This window comes from Streptosporangium sp. DT93, assembly GCF_049844535.1.
Classification (GTDB): domain Bacteria; phylum Actinomycetota; class Actinomycetes; order Streptosporangiales; family Streptosporangiaceae; genus Streptosporangium.
Map to the genome: position 1 here is coordinate 54,436 of NZ_JBNCLF010000011.1, position 16,951 is coordinate 71,386.

Annotated in this window: 14 protein-coding genes; 5 read left to right on the plus strand and 9 right to left on the minus strand. The window is 70.7% G+C overall.

The annotated features are described in order from the left end of the window. Positions 1–166 precede the first annotated feature (166 nt). Entirely contained in the window at positions 167–1,372 is a 1,206-nt protein-coding gene (locus ACLQ2R_RS23085; protein WP_425962491.1) for an ROK family protein, read from the minus strand. Between the two features lie 246 nt (positions 1,373–1,618). Between ACLQ2R_RS23085 and ACLQ2R_RS23090 the strand changes: the two genes are divergently transcribed. The 3 genes from ACLQ2R_RS23090 to ACLQ2R_RS23100 are packed head-to-tail and all read left to right on the plus strand — an operon-like array spanning position 1,619 to position 5,227. Next, complete coding sequence (locus ACLQ2R_RS23090) at positions 1,619–3,316, plus strand: extracellular solute-binding protein (protein ID WP_425962492.1); 1,698 nt, start codon at positions 1,619–1,621, stop codon at positions 3,314–3,316. Then, positions 3,309–4,331: an ABC transporter permease gene (locus tag ACLQ2R_RS23095; RefSeq protein ID WP_425962493.1), complete on the plus strand. Its 1,023-nt coding sequence runs from the start codon at positions 3,309–3,311 to the stop codon at positions 4,329–4,331. Before ACLQ2R_RS23090 ends, ACLQ2R_RS23095 begins: the two co-directional genes overlap by 8 nt. After that, complete coding sequence (locus ACLQ2R_RS23100; protein WP_425962495.1) at positions 4,328–5,227, plus strand: carbohydrate ABC transporter permease; 900 nt, start codon at positions 4,328–4,330, stop codon at positions 5,225–5,227. Before ACLQ2R_RS23095 ends, ACLQ2R_RS23100 begins: the two co-directional genes overlap by 4 nt. A gap of 83 nt (positions 5,228–5,310) precedes the next feature. Here the strand turns inward: ACLQ2R_RS23100 and ACLQ2R_RS23105 are convergent, their stop codons facing one another. The 4 genes from ACLQ2R_RS23105 to ACLQ2R_RS23120 all read right to left on the minus strand — a co-directional run bounded on the left by ACLQ2R_RS23105 (position 5,311) and on the right by ACLQ2R_RS23120 (position 9,832). Continuing rightward, positions 5,311–5,619 (minus strand): helix-turn-helix domain-containing protein, encoded by a 309-nt coding sequence (locus ACLQ2R_RS23105; RefSeq protein ID WP_425962496.1) that lies wholly within the window; start codon positions 5,617–5,619, stop codon positions 5,311–5,313. An 86-nt stretch (positions 5,620–5,705) separates the two neighbouring features. Further along, entirely contained in the window at positions 5,706–6,161 is a 456-nt protein-coding gene (locus ACLQ2R_RS23110) for an Hsp20/alpha crystallin family protein (RefSeq protein ID WP_425962497.1), read from the minus strand. Positions 6,162–6,468: 307 nt separating this feature from the next. Next, positions 6,469–7,335, minus strand: a complete 867-nt coding sequence (locus tag ACLQ2R_RS23115; RefSeq protein ID WP_425962498.1) for an aldo/keto reductase — start codon at positions 7,333–7,335, stop codon at positions 6,469–6,471. Between the two features lie 208 nt (positions 7,336–7,543). Further along, the gene (locus ACLQ2R_RS23120; protein WP_425962499.1) at positions 7,544–9,832 is read right to left on the minus strand and encodes a TIM-barrel domain-containing protein; all 2,289 of its coding nucleotides are present in this window, start codon (positions 9,830–9,832) and stop codon (positions 7,544–7,546) included. 667 nt (positions 9,833–10,499) lie between these two features. Between ACLQ2R_RS23120 and ACLQ2R_RS23125 the strand changes: the two genes are divergently transcribed. Further along, the gene (locus ACLQ2R_RS23125) at positions 10,500–12,482 is read left to right on the plus strand and encodes a beta-galactosidase (protein ID WP_425962501.1); all 1,983 of its coding nucleotides are present in this window, start codon (positions 10,500–10,502) and stop codon (positions 12,480–12,482) included. Between the two features lie 94 nt (positions 12,483–12,576). On the opposite strand, the gene ACLQ2R_RS23130 is transcribed toward ACLQ2R_RS23125, so the two are convergent. Beyond that, positions 12,577–13,146: a hypothetical protein gene (locus ACLQ2R_RS23130; RefSeq protein WP_425962502.1), complete on the minus strand. Its 570-nt coding sequence runs from the start codon at positions 13,144–13,146 to the stop codon at positions 12,577–12,579. 289 nt (positions 13,147–13,435) lie between these two features. Here ACLQ2R_RS23130 and ACLQ2R_RS23135 point away from each other — a divergent pair, with 289 nt between their 5' ends. Beyond that, the gene (locus ACLQ2R_RS23135) at positions 13,436–13,924 is read left to right on the plus strand and encodes an NUDIX hydrolase (RefSeq protein WP_425962504.1); all 489 of its coding nucleotides are present in this window, start codon (positions 13,436–13,438) and stop codon (positions 13,922–13,924) included. Positions 13,925–14,034: 110 nt separating this feature from the next. On the opposite strand, the gene ACLQ2R_RS23140 is transcribed toward ACLQ2R_RS23135, so the two are convergent. The 3 genes from ACLQ2R_RS23140 to ACLQ2R_RS23150 form a co-directional block, all read right to left on the minus strand. Further along, on the minus strand, positions 14,035–14,718 hold the full coding sequence (locus tag ACLQ2R_RS23140; protein WP_425962506.1) for an alpha/beta fold hydrolase: 684 nt from the start codon (positions 14,716–14,718) through the stop codon (positions 14,035–14,037). 72 nt (positions 14,719–14,790) lie between these two features. Continuing rightward, positions 14,791–15,210, minus strand: coding sequence for a VOC family protein (locus tag ACLQ2R_RS23145; protein ID WP_425962508.1), 420 nt, complete (start codon positions 15,208–15,210; stop codon positions 14,791–14,793). Between the two features lie 112 nt (positions 15,211–15,322). Beyond that, positions 15,323–16,939: an MFS transporter gene (locus tag ACLQ2R_RS23150; protein ID WP_425962510.1), complete on the minus strand. Its 1,617-nt coding sequence runs from the start codon at positions 16,937–16,939 to the stop codon at positions 15,323–15,325. Positions 16,940–16,951: the final 12 nt, after the last annotated feature.

Genomic DNA, 16,951 nt, shown 5'->3' on the forward strand with positions numbered 1-16,951 from the left:
AGAGTGTCGAAGCGCTTCGACGATCCTGCGTGGAGGACCGCATCTGTCGAAGCGCTTCGATGAACGGCCCAGGAGAACTCCGGCCGTCACCGCGCGTTTCCCTGACCGTTACGCGCGTGTTTCGAACGGAGCTTCCCTGAAGGGTGCCCTTCGGTGAAGCCCCGGGTCAAGAGATGCGGGGCAAACGACCCGAATCCACCGAATCGAGGACCCGGGCGGCGCCTCCCAGCGCGGCGGCGCCGTAGCCGAGCGTGGAGGCCACGACCCGGCAGCCCCCGGACTCGGGCGCGATCGTGCGGCCACGTATCTCGTCCTCGACCGCGGGCAGCAGCCACGGGGCGAGCGGCACGTAGTAGCCGCCCAGGATGACCACCTCGGGGTTGATCAGGTTGGCCAGCACGGCCACGCCCTTGCCGAGGTTGTGGCCGACCGAGGCGAGCACGGCGAGCGTGCGGGGATCGCCCGCGCCGGCCAGCCGTACGACCTCGTCGAGCTCCACCTCGACCTCGGCGGGCGAGAGCGCGGCGTGCTCCAGCACGGCGCCGATCCCGGCGACGGCCTCCAGGCAGCCCAGCCGCCCGCACCGGCACTCGGCGCCGAACGGGTCGAGCTGGATGTGGCCGATCTCCCCGCCGTAACCCTGAGCGCCGCGGCGAAGACGCCCGTCGAGGATGATCCCGGCGCCGACCCCGATCTCGCCGGTGAGGTAGACGAGGTCGGCCGTCCCGGCGTGCGGGCCGAAGCGGTGCTCGGCCAGCGCGGCGAGGTTGGCGTCGTTGTCGACCTGGACGGGGAAGCCCGGGTCGCGCAGGGCCTTGGTGAGGTCGCCGCACAGGTCGGCGTCGCGCCAGCCGAGGTTGGGCGCGATGCGCACGCTGCCGTCGACGCCGACCAGGCCGGGCACGCCGACGGTCAGCCCGAGGACCTGGCGCTCCTCCCTGGCCATGCGGCTCACCACCCGGCGGACGATCCCGGCCACGGTGGCCATGGCCTGCCCGGCCGTACCGGCCGCGCCGGGGAAGGACCGGCGCCACGACAGCAGCCGCTCCCCCGACAGGTCGACCGCGACCGCGGTGACGTAGTCGACGTTGACCTCGATGCCGATCGCCGCGTACGGCGAGCCGTCGAGCACCAGCATCGTGGCCGGGCGGCCGACCCGGTTCTCGGTCAGGCCGGTCTCCCGGACCAGGCGGCGGTCGATCAGGTCGGCGACCAGGCTGGAGACGGTGGCCTTGTTCAGGCCGGTGGAGGCCGCGATGTCGGCCCGCGAGCACGGCGCGTTACCGCGGACGAACCTCAGCACCACGGCGAGGTTGGTGGCCCGCACGTCGGCGAAGTCGGCGGGGCGCGGGTCGGTGGTCGATGTGATCAAGGTGAATCCCGCTCCCGCTCGGCCAGGCTGGCCCCATCATGCCCCATCGTTCACCAATCTGTGATCGCCTCCCACCGGCCCGCGATCGGCGGTCCCTTGTGGCGACGGCCACCCTCGACTAATTTGTTTGGTCAACAGACGAACTAATTCTACCCCGGACCCATCCCGTACGACACCCCCGGATCTCCCCCGGCCCGGTCCGTACGACACCCTGATCCACCCCCCGAACAACGAAGGGATCGCCCCGTGAAGGATCTTCCCAAGGGCGCCGTGACCAGCCGCCGCGGGTTCCTCGGACTGGTGGGCCTCACCGCCGCGATGACCGCGGGCGGCGGCCTGCTCGGCGCGTGCTCGGCACCGGCAGGACCTCGGCCCGGCGCCGGAGGCGGGGCGAAGGCCGCGGCGGCGGACAAACTGACGTCCCTCACGCCCACCTACACCGCCTTCCCCGGCGTCAAGCCCGACCTGCCCGGCACGGTCTCCACGCTGCCGGGCGTCCCCGACGTCAGCGGCGGCTTCACCTCCTACCCGGCCCAGCCCACCGCCGCGCTCACCCAGAAGGCGGGCAAGGGCGGCACGTACAAGGCCATGACCCCGCTGTGGGGCCCGCCGCCGCCCGGCCTGGCCGACAACTCCTACTTCCAGGCGGTCAACGCCGACATCGGCTCCACGGTGGAGTTCCAGATCACCGACGGCACCGTCTACGCCGACAAGGCGATCGCCCGCCTCGCCTCCGGCGACATCCCCGACATCATGGTCATCCCGAGCTGGGAGATCGACAAGATGGCGGACTTCAACACCGCCGTCGACCGGGCGTTCGAGGACCTGACCCCCTACCTGCAGGGCGACAAGGTCAAGCCGTACCCGCTGCTGGCCAACCTGCCGACGGCCGCCTGGCAGTGGTCGGTGTGGAACGACAAGCTGATGGCGGTGCCGTTCCCGACCGAGCCGTACCCGTTCGCGCTGCTCTACCGCAAGGACATCTTCGACGACAAGGGCTGGAACACCAACCCGAAGTCCGCCGACGAGCTGTTCGAGCTGGGCAAGGAGATCACCGACGCCAAGGCCAAGCGCTGGGCGTTCGGCAGCATCCACGAGATGATGTGGCCGACCTTCCGCGTCCCCACCGAATGGCGCTACGAGGGCGGCAAGCTCGTGCACAAGTACGAGTCGCCCGAGTACGTGCTGTTGCTGGAGTTCATGCAGAAGGTCTTCAAGGCCGGGCTGGTCCACCCCAGCGTCGTCGGCAGCAAGGGCGCCAACGAGAAGGACCTGATCGGGGCCGGGCAGATCCTCGTCTACCGCGACGGCCTGGGCGGCTGGAAGGAGCTGCTGCAGCAGCACCGCGCCAAGAACCCCGCCTTCGACATCGGCGCCTTCCCGGTCTTCGCGCACGACGGCGGCACGCCGCTGATGTACCACGGCAACGCGGCCGGCATCTTCACCTTCGTGAAGAAGGGCCTGCCCAAGGAGAAGGTGGAGGAGATCCTCTCCGTCCTCAACTGGTGCGCGGCGCCGTACGGCACCAAGGAGTACGAGCTCGCCAACTTCGGCGTGGAGGGCAAGCACTTCGAGCGCGACGACAAGAACGTGCCGCAGTCGACCGACCTGGGACGCAAGGAGGTCGCCTACACCTACGGCTTCCTCGGCGGGCGCCCGCTGTACGTGGACTGGATCTGGCCGGACGCGGTCAAGGCCAACGTCGAGTGGCAGAACGCGTCCTTCCCCTTCCTGGAGAAGGGGCCCTTCGACGGGATCAGGATCCAGCGGCCGTCGAAGTTCTCGGGCCTGCAGGTGCCCACCGAGGACAAGTTCACCGACATCATGCGCGGACGGCGCCCGGTGAGCGACGTCAAGCAGATCGTCACCGAGTGGCAGCGGGACGGCGGGAACGAGGCCCGCGACTTCTACATGAAGGTCCTGCGGGACAACGGCCGTGCTTGAGGACGACGCGAAGACCGGGCCGGCGGGTGACCTGACCTCACCCGCCGGCACCGGCACCTCCAAGGATGTCCGTAAAAGGGGCTCCAGGACAAGACGGACGCGCCCACAACCGCTCCGCTCGCGGCTGAAGCGCGACTGGCAGCTGCTGCTGATGGCGTTCCCGGCGATCGGCCTGCTGGTCCTGTTCCACTACGTCCCGCTGCTCGGCAACGTGATCGCGTTCCAGGACTACTCGCCGTACGTGGGCGTCGCCGAGAGCCCCTGGGTGGGGTTCACCAACTTCCAGTGGCTGATGTTCGACGACAGCTTCTGGGACGCGACGCTCAACACACTGTCGATCACGACCTTCCAGCTGATCTTCTACTTCCCGGTGCCGATCATGCTGGCCATCCTGCTGGACAGCGTGGTGCGGCCCCGGCTGCGCCTGTTCATCCAGGGCATCGTCTACATGCCGCACTTCTTCTCGTGGGTGCTGGTCGTCACGCTCTTCCAGCAGATGTTCGGCGGGGCCGGCCTGCTGTCGCAGACGCTGCGCGACAACGGCTACGACGGCGTCGACCTGATGACCAACCCGGACACGTTCATCGCGCTGGTCACGGCGGAGACGATCTGGAAGGACGCCGGCTGGGGGACGATCATCTTCCTGGCCGCGCTGGCGGCCGTCAACCAGAACCTGTACGAGGCCGCGGCCGTGGACGGCGCGAGCCGCTGGCGGCGCATGTGGCACATCACCCTGCCGGGCCTGCGCCCGGTCATCGTGCTGCTGCTGATCCTGCGCCTGGGCGAGGCGCTCAACGTCGGCTTCGAGCAGTTCTTCCTGCAGCGCGACGCGGTCGGCCGGGACGCGGCCGAGGTGCTGGACACCTTCGTGTACTGGCGCACGCTGCTGACCGGCGAGTGGAGCTACGGCGCCGCGGCGGGCCTGGTCAAGGGCCTGGTGGGACTGTTCCTGATCCTGGTGGCCAACAAGGTCGCCCACCGATTCGGCGAGCAGGGAATCTACAAACGATCATGACGACTCTTCCTCCCTGGGCCGAGCGGCCCAGCCGCGCCGGCGGGCTCCTCAAAGGGCTCGTCCTGACGATCATCGTCGCCTCGGTGCTCTTCCCGATCTACATGGTCGTGCTGACCAGCCTGTCCACCCAGGAGGCGGTGACCGCCTCCGGCGGCCTGGTCATCAAGCCGAGCGGGCTCTCGCTGGCCGCGTACCGGGAGCTGTTCGCCGGGGGTGTGGTGACCCGGTCGGTCGGGGTCAGCCTGGGCGTGACGCTCGTCGGCACGGCGATCAGCCTGATCGTGACCGTGCTGGCCGCCTACGGACTGTCGCGGCCCGGCTCGCTGCTGCACCGGCCGCTGCTGTTCCTGGTGCTGCTGACGTTCCTGTTCGGCCCCGGCCTGATCCCCAACTACCTGCTGGTCAGCTCGCTGGGGCTGATCGACACGTACTGGTCGCTGATCCTGCCCGGCGCGGTCACCGCCTTCAACCTGGTGGTGATGCGGGCGTTCTTCATGAACATCCCCGAGGAGGTCTCCGACAGCGCCCGCATCGACGGCGCGAGCGAGTTCGGCATCCTGCTCAGGATCGTGCTGCCCATGTCCAAGGGCGTCACCGCGGTCATCGGGCTGTTCTACGCGGTCGGCTACTGGAACTCGTTCTTCAACGCCGTCCTCTACCTGAACGACAACGCCAAGTGGCCGCTCCAGGTGGTGCTGCGGCAGTACGTGCTGCAGGGCCAGTCCCTGGTCGTGGGCCAGTCCGGCGTCGGCACGATCCCCGGCCAGTCGCTGCCGCCGAGCCTGGCGATCCAGATGGCCATCGTCGTGGTCGCGCTGCTGCCGATCCTGTTCGTCTACCCCTTCGTCCAGCGTCACCTGACCAAGGGAGTGATCATCGGCGCCATCAAGGGCTGAACGAGGGTTCCGGCGGCACCCCCTGGAGGCGGCGCGGGCGCGTGCGCGAGACCGGAGGGCCCGGCGCGCGGCCGGGCCCGGGGTCAGCCCTCCCGGCGGGTCTCCCGCTCCCTGGCCAGCTCCTCCTCCAGCTCGCGGACCTGCTGCTGGAGCGCGAAGATCCTGCGGATCGCGGCGAGTGTCATGCCCTCGCCGGCCAGCTGGATGGCGTCCTGGAGGTCACCGATCTCGTGGCGGGTGTAGCGGCGCTGACCGCCGGTGGAACGGGCGGGGCGGACCACGTCGTGCTCGTCGAGACGGCGCAGGAAGGCCTGCTCGACATCGAGCATGTCGGCGACCTGTCCGACCGAGTACAGGGGGGCGTGCTCGTCGTCGAAGGGCAGGCGGGCCATCACGGTTCCTCTCTCGAAACGCGGAAGGGCGGGGCCGGAGATCCGGTCGCCCACCCTGTCGGGTTCCGCGTTCAGGCCCGGTGGCCTCAGGACTTGATCGACCGCTGCTCGGAGGCGTCCTCGGCCTTGTGGATCTCGACCTTGCGGGGCTTGGCCCGCTCGATGACCGGGATGCGCACCGCCAGCACCCCGTTGGAGTAGGCCGCGTCGACCTTCTCGGCGTCGAGGTGCTCGGAGAGGTACACACGCCGGGTGAAGGTGCCCATCGGGCGCTCGCGGACGAAGAGGCGGTCGTCCTCACCGTACTCCTCCTCGCGGCCGGCGCTCACCGTGAGCACGCCACGGTCGACGGTCACCTCGATGGAGTCGGGGTCGATGCCCGGCAGGTCGAACCTGAGCAGGACGTCGTCCTTGCGGCGAACCCCGTCGAGCGGCATGGCCCCGCGCGCGGCGGCGTCGGCCCCGCCGAAGGCCTGACGGGCGAGCCGGTCGAAGCGGCGGTCGAACTCCTGCACGAACGGGTCGATCGACGTGAGCAGCATCGGTAACCACCTCCGGTGAAACTGGCAGGTATCCTCAAGCCTGCCGTGCTGGAAACTTGTTACTTCAGTTATAAGTTATCGGCAGCTCGATGTGCAAGCTTCTTCGCCGGGATTTTTTCGGCCCCGCCGCGACGGAGGCGAACCGTGGCGAGGCGGCGCGTCCGGCCGAGGGCCGTGCGCCGGAAAAGCCGGAGACTGCCGTGCGCCGGAGAAGCCGGAGGCTACGGAGACGCCGAAGGCTACGGAACGAGCTCGCCGCCCGCCCGGGGCGATCCCGGACGGGCGGCGGGCTCGAGGAAAACCGAGGTCAGGCCCCCTTGGACAGGGCCTCGAACTGCTCGTCGGTCAGGGTGACCGTGGCGGCGGTGACGTTGTCCTCCAGGTGCGCGACCTTCGAGGTGCCCGGGATGGGCAGCATCACCGGCGAGCGCCGCAGCAGCCAGGCCAGCGCGAGCTGCGAGGGCGTGGCCCCGTGGCCGGCGGCGGCCTCGGCGAGCGGGCCGCCCTCCTTGGCCAGGCTGCCGGTCGCCAGCGGGAACCACGGGATGAACGCGATGTCGTTGGCCTCGGCGTACTCCAGCAGCGGCTCGGCGTCGCGGTGCGCGAGGTTGTAGAGGTTCTGCACCGAGACGATCCTCGCGGACTTCCCCGCCTCCTCGACGTCCTCGACGCTCACCTCGCTGAGGCCGATGTGGCGGATCTTGCCCTCCTGCTGCAGGAGGGCGAGCTCCCCGACCTGGTCGGCGACGGGCACCGCCGGGTCGATGCGGTGGAGCTGGAACAGGTCGATCCGCTCGACGCCGAGGTGGCGCAGGCTCAGCTCGGCCTGCTGGCGCAGGTACTCGGGGCGGCCGAGCGGGCGCCACTCCCCCGGCCCCTGCCGGGTGAACCCCGCCTTGGTCGCGATGACCAGCTCGTCGGGGTAGGGGTGCAGCGCCTTTTTGATGAGCCGCTCGGCCACGAACGGGCCGTAGGAGTCGGCGGTGTCGATCAGGGTGACGCCCAGCTCGACGGCACGGCGCAGGACCCTCACGGCCTCCTCGGGGTCGCGCGGCTCTCCCCACACCCCCTCGCCGGTGAGCTGCATGCTCCCGAAGCCCAGGCGGTTGACGACGAGGTCGCCTCCGATGGCGAACGTGCCGGATGCCTCGGCGGGCCGGGTGGTGGTCGTCATGGTCGTCCTTCCGGAGTCGGGCTGAGAACGTGGATCACGATGATCCGGCACATTCTCCGCGGGATCATCGTGACCCGAGACATCCCGTACGGGGGTCCCGCGCCCCCTACCCCCGAGACCCGTGGTCATCCGGGCCCCCGGACGCATGCGGCCCGTTCCCCCGCCGTGGACGGGAGAACGGGCCGCGCACTTGGGCATGCGTGTTCTTCTAGGTGGTGGTGATGACGACCGGGACGCCGGTCCCCGCGAATTCGACGCCCGCGATCCGCGCGCTCCCCGAGACGGTCACCCGCAGGCCCTCCCCGTCGGGGACGGAGACGATCACGGTGTCCCCGTCGAGGTCGGAGACGGTGGTACGGCTCTCCGCGACGCCGTACACGACCAGGGTGATCTCCCCGAACGGCCCGTCGCCGACGGCTCCCCGCGGGTCGGCCAGGACGGGGATGATCGCGCCGTGCCGCACGTACAGCGGGATGCGGTCCAGCGGCGTGGCGGCCGTGACGTAGCGTCCGCCGATCAGGACGTCGCCGGTCCAGTGGTCGACCCACTCGCCCTCGGGCAGGTAGACCTTCCTGACCTGCTCGGGAGAGGTCATCGGCGCCACCAGCAGGTCGCGGCCGAGCAGGTACTCCAGGTCGGCCTGCCAGGCCACCGGGTCGCCGGGGTGGTCGACGCACAGCGCCCGCATCATCGGCGCCCCGGTCCTGGCGGCCTCCACGGCCGCGGTGTAGATGTAGGGCATGAGCCGGTAGCGCAGCCTCAGCGCCTCCACGGCTTCGGCCTCGACCTCGGGGAACTCCCACGGCTCCCGGCTGGTGGTGCCGTGCAGGCGCAGCAGCGGGGACAGGGCGCCGAACTGGGTCCAGCGGACGTACAGGTCGTCGGTGGGACGGCCGGTGAACCCTCCGGCGTCGTGGCTCCAGAACGGGACGCCGGACAGGCCGTGCGCCAGCCCGCCGCGCAGCGTGCTGGCCATCGCCGGGTAGCTGGTGTAGGTGTCGCCGCTCCACTGCGCCGCGTGCCGCTGCCCGCCGAGGTACGACGAGCGCGCCCAGACCATGCCGTGCCCGGTGACCTCGCGGGTCACGTCCGAGACGACGTCGTTGAACAGCAGCGTGTAGACGTTGTGCAGGTCGGTGCCGGACATGCCGTTGGCCGCGACGGCGTCGTGCGGCACGCCCTCGGCGAAGTCGGTCTTGAAGACCTGCACGCCCTGCTCCAGCAGCGGGCGGAGCAATCCCTTGAACCACTCGACGGCGGCGGGTGAGGTGAAGTCGACGATGCCGCAGGCCGGGTACGAGCCGTGCCAGCAGTCCGCGACGTACACCTCACCATCCGGATTTTTCAGGAAAAATCCGTTCTTGGCGGCGTCGGCGAAGGCCGGGCTGAGGTGGGAGACGTAGGGGTTCATCCACAGGCAGACCTTGAAACCCATGGTGTCCAGCTCGGCCAGCATGCCCGCGGGGTCGGGGAAGCCGTCGGCGTCCCAGCACAGGTCCGACCAGTGGCCGTCGGTCTGCCAGTAGGTGTCCAGGTGCAGAACGTCGCACGGGATGCCGCGCTCGCGGATCGTGCGGGCCCGCTTCATCACCCGCTCCTGGGTGTCGACGAAGAACCCCGAGGAGATCCAGGTGCCGAACGCCCACTTCGGCGGGAGCTGCGGCGCGCAGGTCAGCAGGTCGAACCGGCCGAGCACCTCCGGCGGGGTGGGACCGGCGATCACGTAGTAGTCGATGAGGTCGTCCGGCACCACGATCTGCACGCAGCTGTGCGTGCTCTGGCACACGTCGAACTCCACCGGCGCCCCGCTGTCCACCACCACGCCGTAACCCCGGCTGGACAGGTAGAACGGCACGTTCTTGTACGCCCGCTGCGACTCGGCGCCGAACGCGTCGAAGTTCCACATCAGGGGGCGCTGGCCGCGCTTGTCGAGCCGGGTGAAGGACTCGCCGAACCCGGTGAACGCCTCGTCGGCCCCGGCCACGAAGCTCTCGTGGTACCCGGCCACCGCGCCGCCCGAGGCCGAGCGTCCGAACGGCAGCGTGCGCAGCCGGCCGCTGATGTCGGTGTGCCCCCGGTCCTGTTCCAGCAGCGGCGCCCCGCTCGCGTCGGTGAACCTCAGGTGCCAGGGCGACAGGGTGATCTCCGCGCGGAGCGAGCCCGCGTCGAGCAGGATCGTCCCGTCCCGGTTCTCCACCCGGGCCCCGGCGAACTCGCCCGGCGTCACCATGCTGATCGCCGGGGCCGACCGGGTCCGCGCGTCCGCGTCCTGGCCCAGCCTGACCCGGATCACGCCCTCGCCCGCGACGCCCACCTGGACCAGGAGCGTCTCCTCGGCGGTGGTCACCGCCTTGAGGATCACCCCGGCCTCGTCGGAGGCCACCGGCTCCGCCGAGATCAACGCCGACAGTCCCTCCTCGCCGTGGGAACGGACGGGCAGCTCCGGCGGATCAGCGACGAAGTACTCGTGCGCGACCAGAGGGGGACGGTAGGGCATGGGAACTCCAGAGCTCGACGTGCGGCTGCGGAATTAGTTTTACGTCCAAACCAACAAACGTCAATGGCTCGGGGTGCCCGCCGGCGTCATCGAGCACCACGTCCCCGGGGCGCCAACGGGCGTCTCCCTCGGAGGTCGGGCCGACGGACGCCTTGGACACCGGACCGGCGGACGCCTCCCCGTAGGTCGGGCCGACGGGCGTCTCCCCCGGACACCGGCACGTCCGGTTCGGGACCGGGATCGGTCACGCACGGTGTCGAGGCCCGGAGGGAGACGTCCGTCCCCGCCGTCGCCGTCAGTCCTCGTAGCCACCCGGAGCACAGAGGGTCTCGTTCCCCTCGGCGATCTCCCAGGCGTTCTCCGTGAGGCACTTGCGGTTGAACACGCCGGACACTCCCGGCAGCGCGATCCGGAGGGTGATCGCTGCCGACTCTCATAAGGGCGATGCCTTTCGTGGGGCAACGGACGCTGTTATTGCCCGCAGCCCGCCGCCGTCTTCACGAAAAGGCCTCGTGATCCTCCGGGATTGCGGCGTCCTGAGCAGGCACGGCGCCGCATCCGAGCCCCGCATCGGCCCGGCCGGGAACCGCGAGTGCCCCAAATCCTTGAAACGGAACCGCCCACCCGTAATAATTAGTTTAGTTTATGTCCAAACAAAGGGGCGAGCGTGGATTGGCCTGGACGGACCGGCGGGCTGTACTACGGCGGGGACTACAACCCCGAGCAGTGGCCCGAGGAGGTCTGGAAGGAGGACGTCGCGCTGATGCGACGGGCCGGGGTCAACCTGGTCAGCCTCGGCGTGTTCTCCTGGGCCCGGCTGGAACCCCTGCCCGGGGTCCACGACTTCGGCTGGCTCGACCGCGTCCTCGACCTGCTGCACGGGGGCGGGATCGCCGTCAACCTCGCCACCCCGACCGCCTCGCCGCCGCCCTGGTTCGGCCTGGCCCACCCCGACGCCCTCACCGTCACCCCCGACGGCACCACGCTCACCCACGGCAGCCGCGACACCTACTGCGTGCACGCCCCCTCCTACCGGGACGCCTGCCTGCGAATCGCCGACGCCCTCGCCGAGCGCTACTTCGACCACCCCGCGCTGGCCATGTGGCACGTGCACAACGAGTACGGCACCGTCTGCCACTGCGACCACGCCGCCGACGCCTTCCGGGTCTGGCTGCGGGAGCGGCACGGCACCCTCAAGGCGCTCAACGAGGCCTGGACCACCTCCTTCTGGAGCCAGCACTACTCGGCCTGGGAGCAGATCGCCCCGCCCCGCGCCACCCAGTACCTGCCCAACCCCTCGCAGGCGCTCGACTTCCGGCGGTTCGTCTCCGACGCGATGCTCGACCACTTCCGCGACCAGAAGGCCGTGCTGCGCGACATCACCCCGGACGTGCCGGTCACCACGAACTTCGTCCTCGGCGACTGGGTGCCGGTGAACCAGCGGCACTGGGCCGACGAGGTCGACGTGGTGGCGATCGACCACTACCCCTCGGCCGACCCGCCCGCCGAGACCGCGTTCGCCGCCGACATGGCCCGGGGCTGGGCCTCCGGGAAGCCCTGGCTGCTGATGGAGCAGGCCGTGCTCACCTACACCGGCCGCCGGATGCTCGCCAAACGCCCCGGGGAGATCACCCGGCTGAGCCTGTCGCACGTGGCACGGGGTTCGCGGGGGGCGATGTTCTTCCAGTGGCGGGCCTCGCGGGGCGGCGCCGAGCTCTGGCACGGGGGCATGGTGCCGCACGCCGGCCCCGAGTCACGGATCTTCGGGGAGATCTGCGAGCTGGGCGAACTCCTGCCGACCCTGGTGGACGCCTGCGAGGCCCCCGTCGAGGCCGGGGCCGCGATCCTGGTCGACGTCGAGGCGAACTGGGCCCTCCAGTCGCCCGGCCTGCCGTCCGCCGAGCTCACCTACACCGACGCCGTACGCCAGGCCCACCGGGTCCTCTACCGGCACGGCGTCACCGCCGACCTGGTGCACCCCTCGGCCGACCTGTCGGCGTACCCGCTGGTGCTCGTCCCGGCCCTGTACCTCATCTCCGACGCCGACGCCGACAACCTGCGCCACTACGTCGCCGACGGCGGCACGCTCGTGGTCTCCTACCTCAGCGGCGTCGCCGACGAGCACGCCCGCGTCCGCCTCGGCGGCTACCCCGGCGCCCTGCGCGACCTCCTCGGCATCAGGGCCGAGGAGTTCCACCCCCTCCCGCCGGACGTCACCCTCACCCTGTCGGCCCCCGACGCCCCGGAGGACCACCCGGCGGCCTTCCCCGGCCCCCAGGGGGAGACCGCCACGTTCTGGAGCGAGCACGTCCACCTCGAAGGCGCCGAGGCCCTGGCCGTCTACACCGGCCCGCACACCTCCGGCACCCCCCTCGCGGGGCAGCCCGCCATCACCCGCCACTCCCACGGCTCCGGCACGGCCACGTACGTCTCCACCCGCCTGTCCGACGACGCCTACGCCCGCCTGCTGGACCTCACCCCTGCCCCGGTGGAACTCGTCCGGCGCGGCGACTGGTTCTTCGCCATCAACCACGGCGACGAGGACCAGAAGGTCGAGGGCGTCCACCTCCCCCCGGGCGGCTTCGCCGTACGCACACACGACCACCTGGACCGCGACCGTTCCACCCCTCGTCCCCAGGAGTGGCACTGACGCCCGCACGGGATCCGAGCCCGGAGTCCCGGTACCCGCCACGATCCCCGTCGATCCCGGACCGCCCCTGACGGAGCGCCGTCCGGCTCGGCGATCAGCCCCTGAACGAGACCCAGCCGTACTCGTACTGGGTCCAGCCGTTCTCGTCCCCCTGGTGCTTGCGGCCGGTCATCACCTGCTGGGCGCCACCGATCGAGGCGTGGTTGTTCTCCCTGAGCCAGCCCTCCAGGTACCCGGCGAGAATCTGCACCGGCTTGCCCTGCCAGAACAGCGAACCGCTGTAGTAGACGGTGTCGCCGTTCTCGTCCCCGTCGTGCCGGATCCCGACGATGGCCCGGTTCTGCGGAGCGTGGTAGTCGTGGTCGTTCTCGTCCGTCCTGGTGCCCCAGAAGTCCAGCTTGAGCACCGTGACCTGGATGCCGTCGATGAAGACGCGTCCACAGTGGAACGTGGTGTCGCCGTTCTCGTCGCCGCGGTGCTCACGACCGATCAGCACCTCGTTCGTCGGGCAGTTGAACTTGCTGTCCGACTGTTTCAGGATCGAGGTCTTCCCGGCCCGGATCTCGATCGTGGGTTCCGCGGCGGCCGCGGCGGGGACGGCGGGGGCCAGGGTGAGGGCGACGACGGCCGCCGCCAGCGCGGCCGGTAGATGTTTCTTGAACATGTTCGTGTCCTTACGAGAGCCTGCGGTGAGCGGAATCCATGGTCGGCCGTCACGACGGCGCCCGTCGTCCGCCTGCAGGATGAGCACGCGTCCGCCTGCGCGGTGACACCTGCCACGCAGAACCTCCCCCATGGCCCTCTGCCGGATTCCAGGCGAGTTTGTCCTTCGGCTGTTTCGTCCCTCGATCGGCTGATCGGTGTTGCGATCCACACCGACCCCGGAGGGATGCCGCCCGCAGTCGACGTGTGGTGCAGGGAATTTTTGAACACCAGCGTTCACCATGGATGCCATGGATGGAGCCTTGGTACGCGATGCGAAGGGGAACGCGCTGACGGCGTTCCTGCCGGCCGCGCGCGTCGCCGACGCGCCGGACGACGCGCCGATGCCCGCGGCCCTGGTCGCGGTCTGGTGCGGCCGGCACCTGCTGCTGGTCTTCGACCGCTTCCGGGGGGAGTGGGAACTACCCGGCGGCAGGATCGATCCCGGCGAGACACCTCTCCAAGCCGCCGTACGGGAACTCCACGAGGAGAGCGGCCTGCTCCTGCCCGCCCTCACCCTCTCCGGATACGCGCGCCTCCGGCTCGTCGGCCCGCCCCGCGACGAGTACGCCGCGATCTACACCGCCCACGTCCCCTCCCTGCACCACACCTTCACCCCCAACCAGGAGATCGGCGCCATCCGCTGGTGGGACACCGCCGACGCCCCACCCGGCGGCACCCAGATCATCGACGTGGCCCTGGCGCGACGAACCGACCCTCGACAGCACGCGAACGACTGATCAACCACAGCGGGACGTGGTACGAGGACCGAAGCGGCACGGTAGGTCCGGACGATCTCGGCCACCGCCGTTCGGTTCCTCTCCCTGCGCCACGGCGGCGAGGGAGGTGTTCACGGCCGCAGGAACGACAGCACCGCGTCGGTGAACTCCTGGGGCCGGACGTCGTGCACCAGGTGCCCTGCCTCAATGGTGACGACGCGGGCGTCGGGGATCCGCCGCGCCATCTCCGCGATCCGGTCCTGCGGCACGAAGCTCAGCGATCCGCCCGCCACGATGAGGGTCGGTGAGGCGATCCGGCCGAGCCGGTCCAGCCAGACCGGGTCGGGGTCGTCGATCTGCTTCTTGACGGCGAGCAGCATCTCCCAGTCGAAGGGCAGTGCCCCGGCGGGCTTGACCAGCACGGTCCGCTCCCGGGGCAGCGGCGCCGAGACGTCCTCCAGGACGAGCCGCTCCACCCGCTCGGGGTGTTCCTCGGCGCACAGGTACGCCACGAACCCGCCCAGCGAGTGCCCGACCAGGGTCACCCGGTCGAGCGCCAGGGCGTCCAGGAATCCGAGCACGTCGTCGCGCATGAGTTCCAGGGAGTAGTCACCGGGCCATGCGCTCTCCCCGTGCCCGCGCAGGTCCAGGGCGTGGACCCGCCAGTGGGGCTCGAAGGCGGCCACCACGCCGTCCCAGTCGGCCGCGGTCTTGCCCATCGCGTGCAGCAGGACGAGCGGCGGGGCTTCGACGGCTCCGGACACCCGGTAGGCGAGCCGGATCCCGTCGACATCGACCGTGCGGTGATCGGTCATGTCCTGACAATAGCCACCACACCGGACGTCCGGGCCTTCGCCGCCGGTGACGCGGCCCGGCGCGGCCGACGATCAGTGACCTTCCGGGTGGTGGCAGACGGCTTCGAGGTCGACGCCGTGGGGATCACGGACGAAGGCACCGTAGTAGTCGGGGTGGTACTCGGGATGCACCGCCGGGGCGTGGAGCGGCGTGGCGCCCGCGTCGAGGGCGGCCCGGTAGAAGACGGCGACCTCGTCCCGGGTGTCGACGGTGAAGGCGAGATGCATGTCCGTCCCCACGGTGCCACCGGCGAGGAGCCAGAAGTAGGGCTTGACCCCGGCCGCGCCGAAACCGGTCATGGCGCGTTGGTCGAGGGCGGGGTCGGCGGGGATCTCGAGCATCTTCGCGATCCCGATGGAGGCGAGGGTCGGCTCGTAGAAGGCGACGGCCGCCCGGAGATCGGGAACCGCGATGTTGAGGTGGTCGATGCGGGAACCGGAACGGTCGGGCATGGTGACTCGCTTTCTCATGGTCTCGGGCACGGGCGCTGTCTTCTCGGGTACGAACGCTGCCTTGGCGGGCTCGCGGGCTCAGGGGCTCTCGGGACGGAGGGCCCTCTCCCCCTCACGAGGAACGTTCCCCCTGCGCCGCCGCCGTTCTGGGGAGCAGCAGCATGAGCGCGGCGGCCAGGACGTGGAGGGCGATCTCGACGGGCAGGACGGCGGCGAACGCGTCCGCGTGGACGCCCAGGCGGGACGTACCGGCCGCAGAGGCGTCCAGGGAGGCGAAGAAGATCGTCGCCAGGACGGCGATCCCGGCGGCGCCGCCGATCTGGTTCACGGTGGACAGCACGCCACCGGCCGCGCCCGCGTCCCTGCCGGGGACACCGGCCAGGACGACGTTGATCAGGATCGGCGCCGTCAGTCCCAGGCCGAGACCACCGGCGAACAGGGCGAGCGCGAGCATCCAGTACCCCGGGCTCTGGCCGTCGCGCACGAGGAGCCACAGCAGCGCCTGCGACGCGGCCATGGTCGTCGACCCGCCGACCAGGAGCGCCCGGCCCGCACGGGCCGCGAACGCCACCCCCACGCCGGAGGTGACGATGGAGCCGATCGCGTACGGAAGGATCACCAGGCCGGTCTCCCAGGCGGTCCGTCCCGTTCCGGCCTGGAGGTAGATCGACAGCGTCAGGAAGAAGGCACCGATGGCGCCGAAGAAGAACAGCGACGCCAGCAGCCCGGCGCCGAAGCCGCGCACCCGCAGCAGGGACGGGTCCAGGATCGGCTGCCCGCCCCGCCGCGCGACCGAACGCTCGTACGCCAGGAAGCCCCCGAGGAGCAGCACCCCCGCCGCCATGATCGCGAAGCCCCACCACGGCCAGCCCCAGTCGCGGCCCTGGACGAGGGGAAGGAGCACCAGGAGCACCCCCAGCGTCGACAGCGCCGCACCCGTCACGTCCAGCCCTCCGCGCCGCGTGCCCGTCGACTCCGGCAGGACGCGGGCACCGAGCACGAGCGCCACGGCCGCGACCGGGACGTTCACCCAGAAGACGGCCCGCCAGCCCAGTCCGAACACGTCGGCGTCGACCAGGAACCCGCCCAGGAGCGGCCCCGCCACCGCGGCCAGGCCCTGCACGGCCCCGTAGGCGCCGAACGCCCCGGCCATCCCCGCCGGGGTGAACGACGAGCGGATGATCCCGAAGACCTGCGGGACCATCAGGCCACCGGCCAGGCCCTGCAGCACCCGCGTGCCGATCAGCGTCTCCGGTCCGGTGGCCAGCGCGCAGGCGGCGGAGGCGACGGTGAAGGCCGCCAGGCTCCCCAGGAAGACCCGGCGGCGGCCGTGGTCGTCGCCGATCCTCCCGCCGACGACCAGTCCCGCTCCCAGCGCGAGGACGTACGCGGCCAGCATCCACTGGAGCTGGGACGCGCTCGCGCCGAGCCCCGCCGCGATCGCCGGTGCGGCGACGGTGACGATCGTGGCGTCGAGCAGGTCCATGAACGAGGCGAAGAGCACCACGAGCAGCGCGATCCCGGCGGACGCGCCGGTCAGGGCGCCTGCCCGGTGCCCGGCGCGCGGAGCGGTGTGGGAGACGTCGTTCTCGGCGCGCGGGTCGGTGTGGGAGACATCGTCCTCGGCGCGTGGAGCGGTGTGGGAGACATCGTCCTCGGCGCGTGGAGCGGTGTGGGAGACATCGTCCTCGGCACGCGGGTCGGTGTGGGAGACATCGTGTGAGGTCATGGGGCGTACCGT

What these genes read in the sequence shown, in the direction of transcription:
- ACLQ2R_RS23100 (WP_425962495.1), top strand. Translation starts at nt 4,328, where the DNA reads ATGACGACTCTTCCTCCCTGGGCCGAGCGGCCCAGCCGCGCCGGCGGG.
- ACLQ2R_RS23105 (WP_425962496.1), bottom strand. Translation starts at nt 5,619, where the DNA reads ATGGCCCGCCTGCCCTTCGACGACGAGCACGCCCCCCTGTACTCGGTC.
- ACLQ2R_RS23110 (WP_425962497.1), bottom strand. Translation starts at nt 6,161, where the DNA reads ATGCTGCTCACGTCGATCGACCCGTTCGTGCAGGAGTTCGACCGCCGC.
- ACLQ2R_RS23115 (WP_425962498.1), bottom strand. Translation starts at nt 7,335, where the DNA reads ATGACGACCACCACCCGGCCCGCCGAGGCATCCGGCACGTTCGCCATC.
- ACLQ2R_RS23120 (WP_425962499.1), bottom strand. Translation starts at nt 9,832, where the DNA reads ATGCCCTACCGTCCCCCTCTGGTCGCGCACGAGTACTTCGTCGCTGAT.
- ACLQ2R_RS23130 (WP_425962502.1), bottom strand. Translation starts at nt 13,146, where the DNA reads ATGTTCAAGAAACATCTACCGGCCGCGCTGGCGGCGGCCGTCGTCGCC.
- ACLQ2R_RS23135 (WP_425962504.1), top strand. Translation starts at nt 13,436, where the DNA reads ATGGATGGAGCCTTGGTACGCGATGCGAAGGGGAACGCGCTGACGGCG.
- ACLQ2R_RS23140 (WP_425962506.1), bottom strand. Translation starts at nt 14,718, where the DNA reads ATGACCGATCACCGCACGGTCGATGTCGACGGGATCCGGCTCGCCTAC.
- ACLQ2R_RS23145 (WP_425962508.1), bottom strand. Translation starts at nt 15,210, where the DNA reads ATGCCCGACCGTTCCGGTTCCCGCATCGACCACCTCAACATCGCGGTT.
- ACLQ2R_RS23150 (WP_425962510.1), bottom strand. Translation starts at nt 16,939, where the DNA reads ATGACCTCACACGATGTCTCCCACACCGACCCGCGTGCCGAGGACGAT.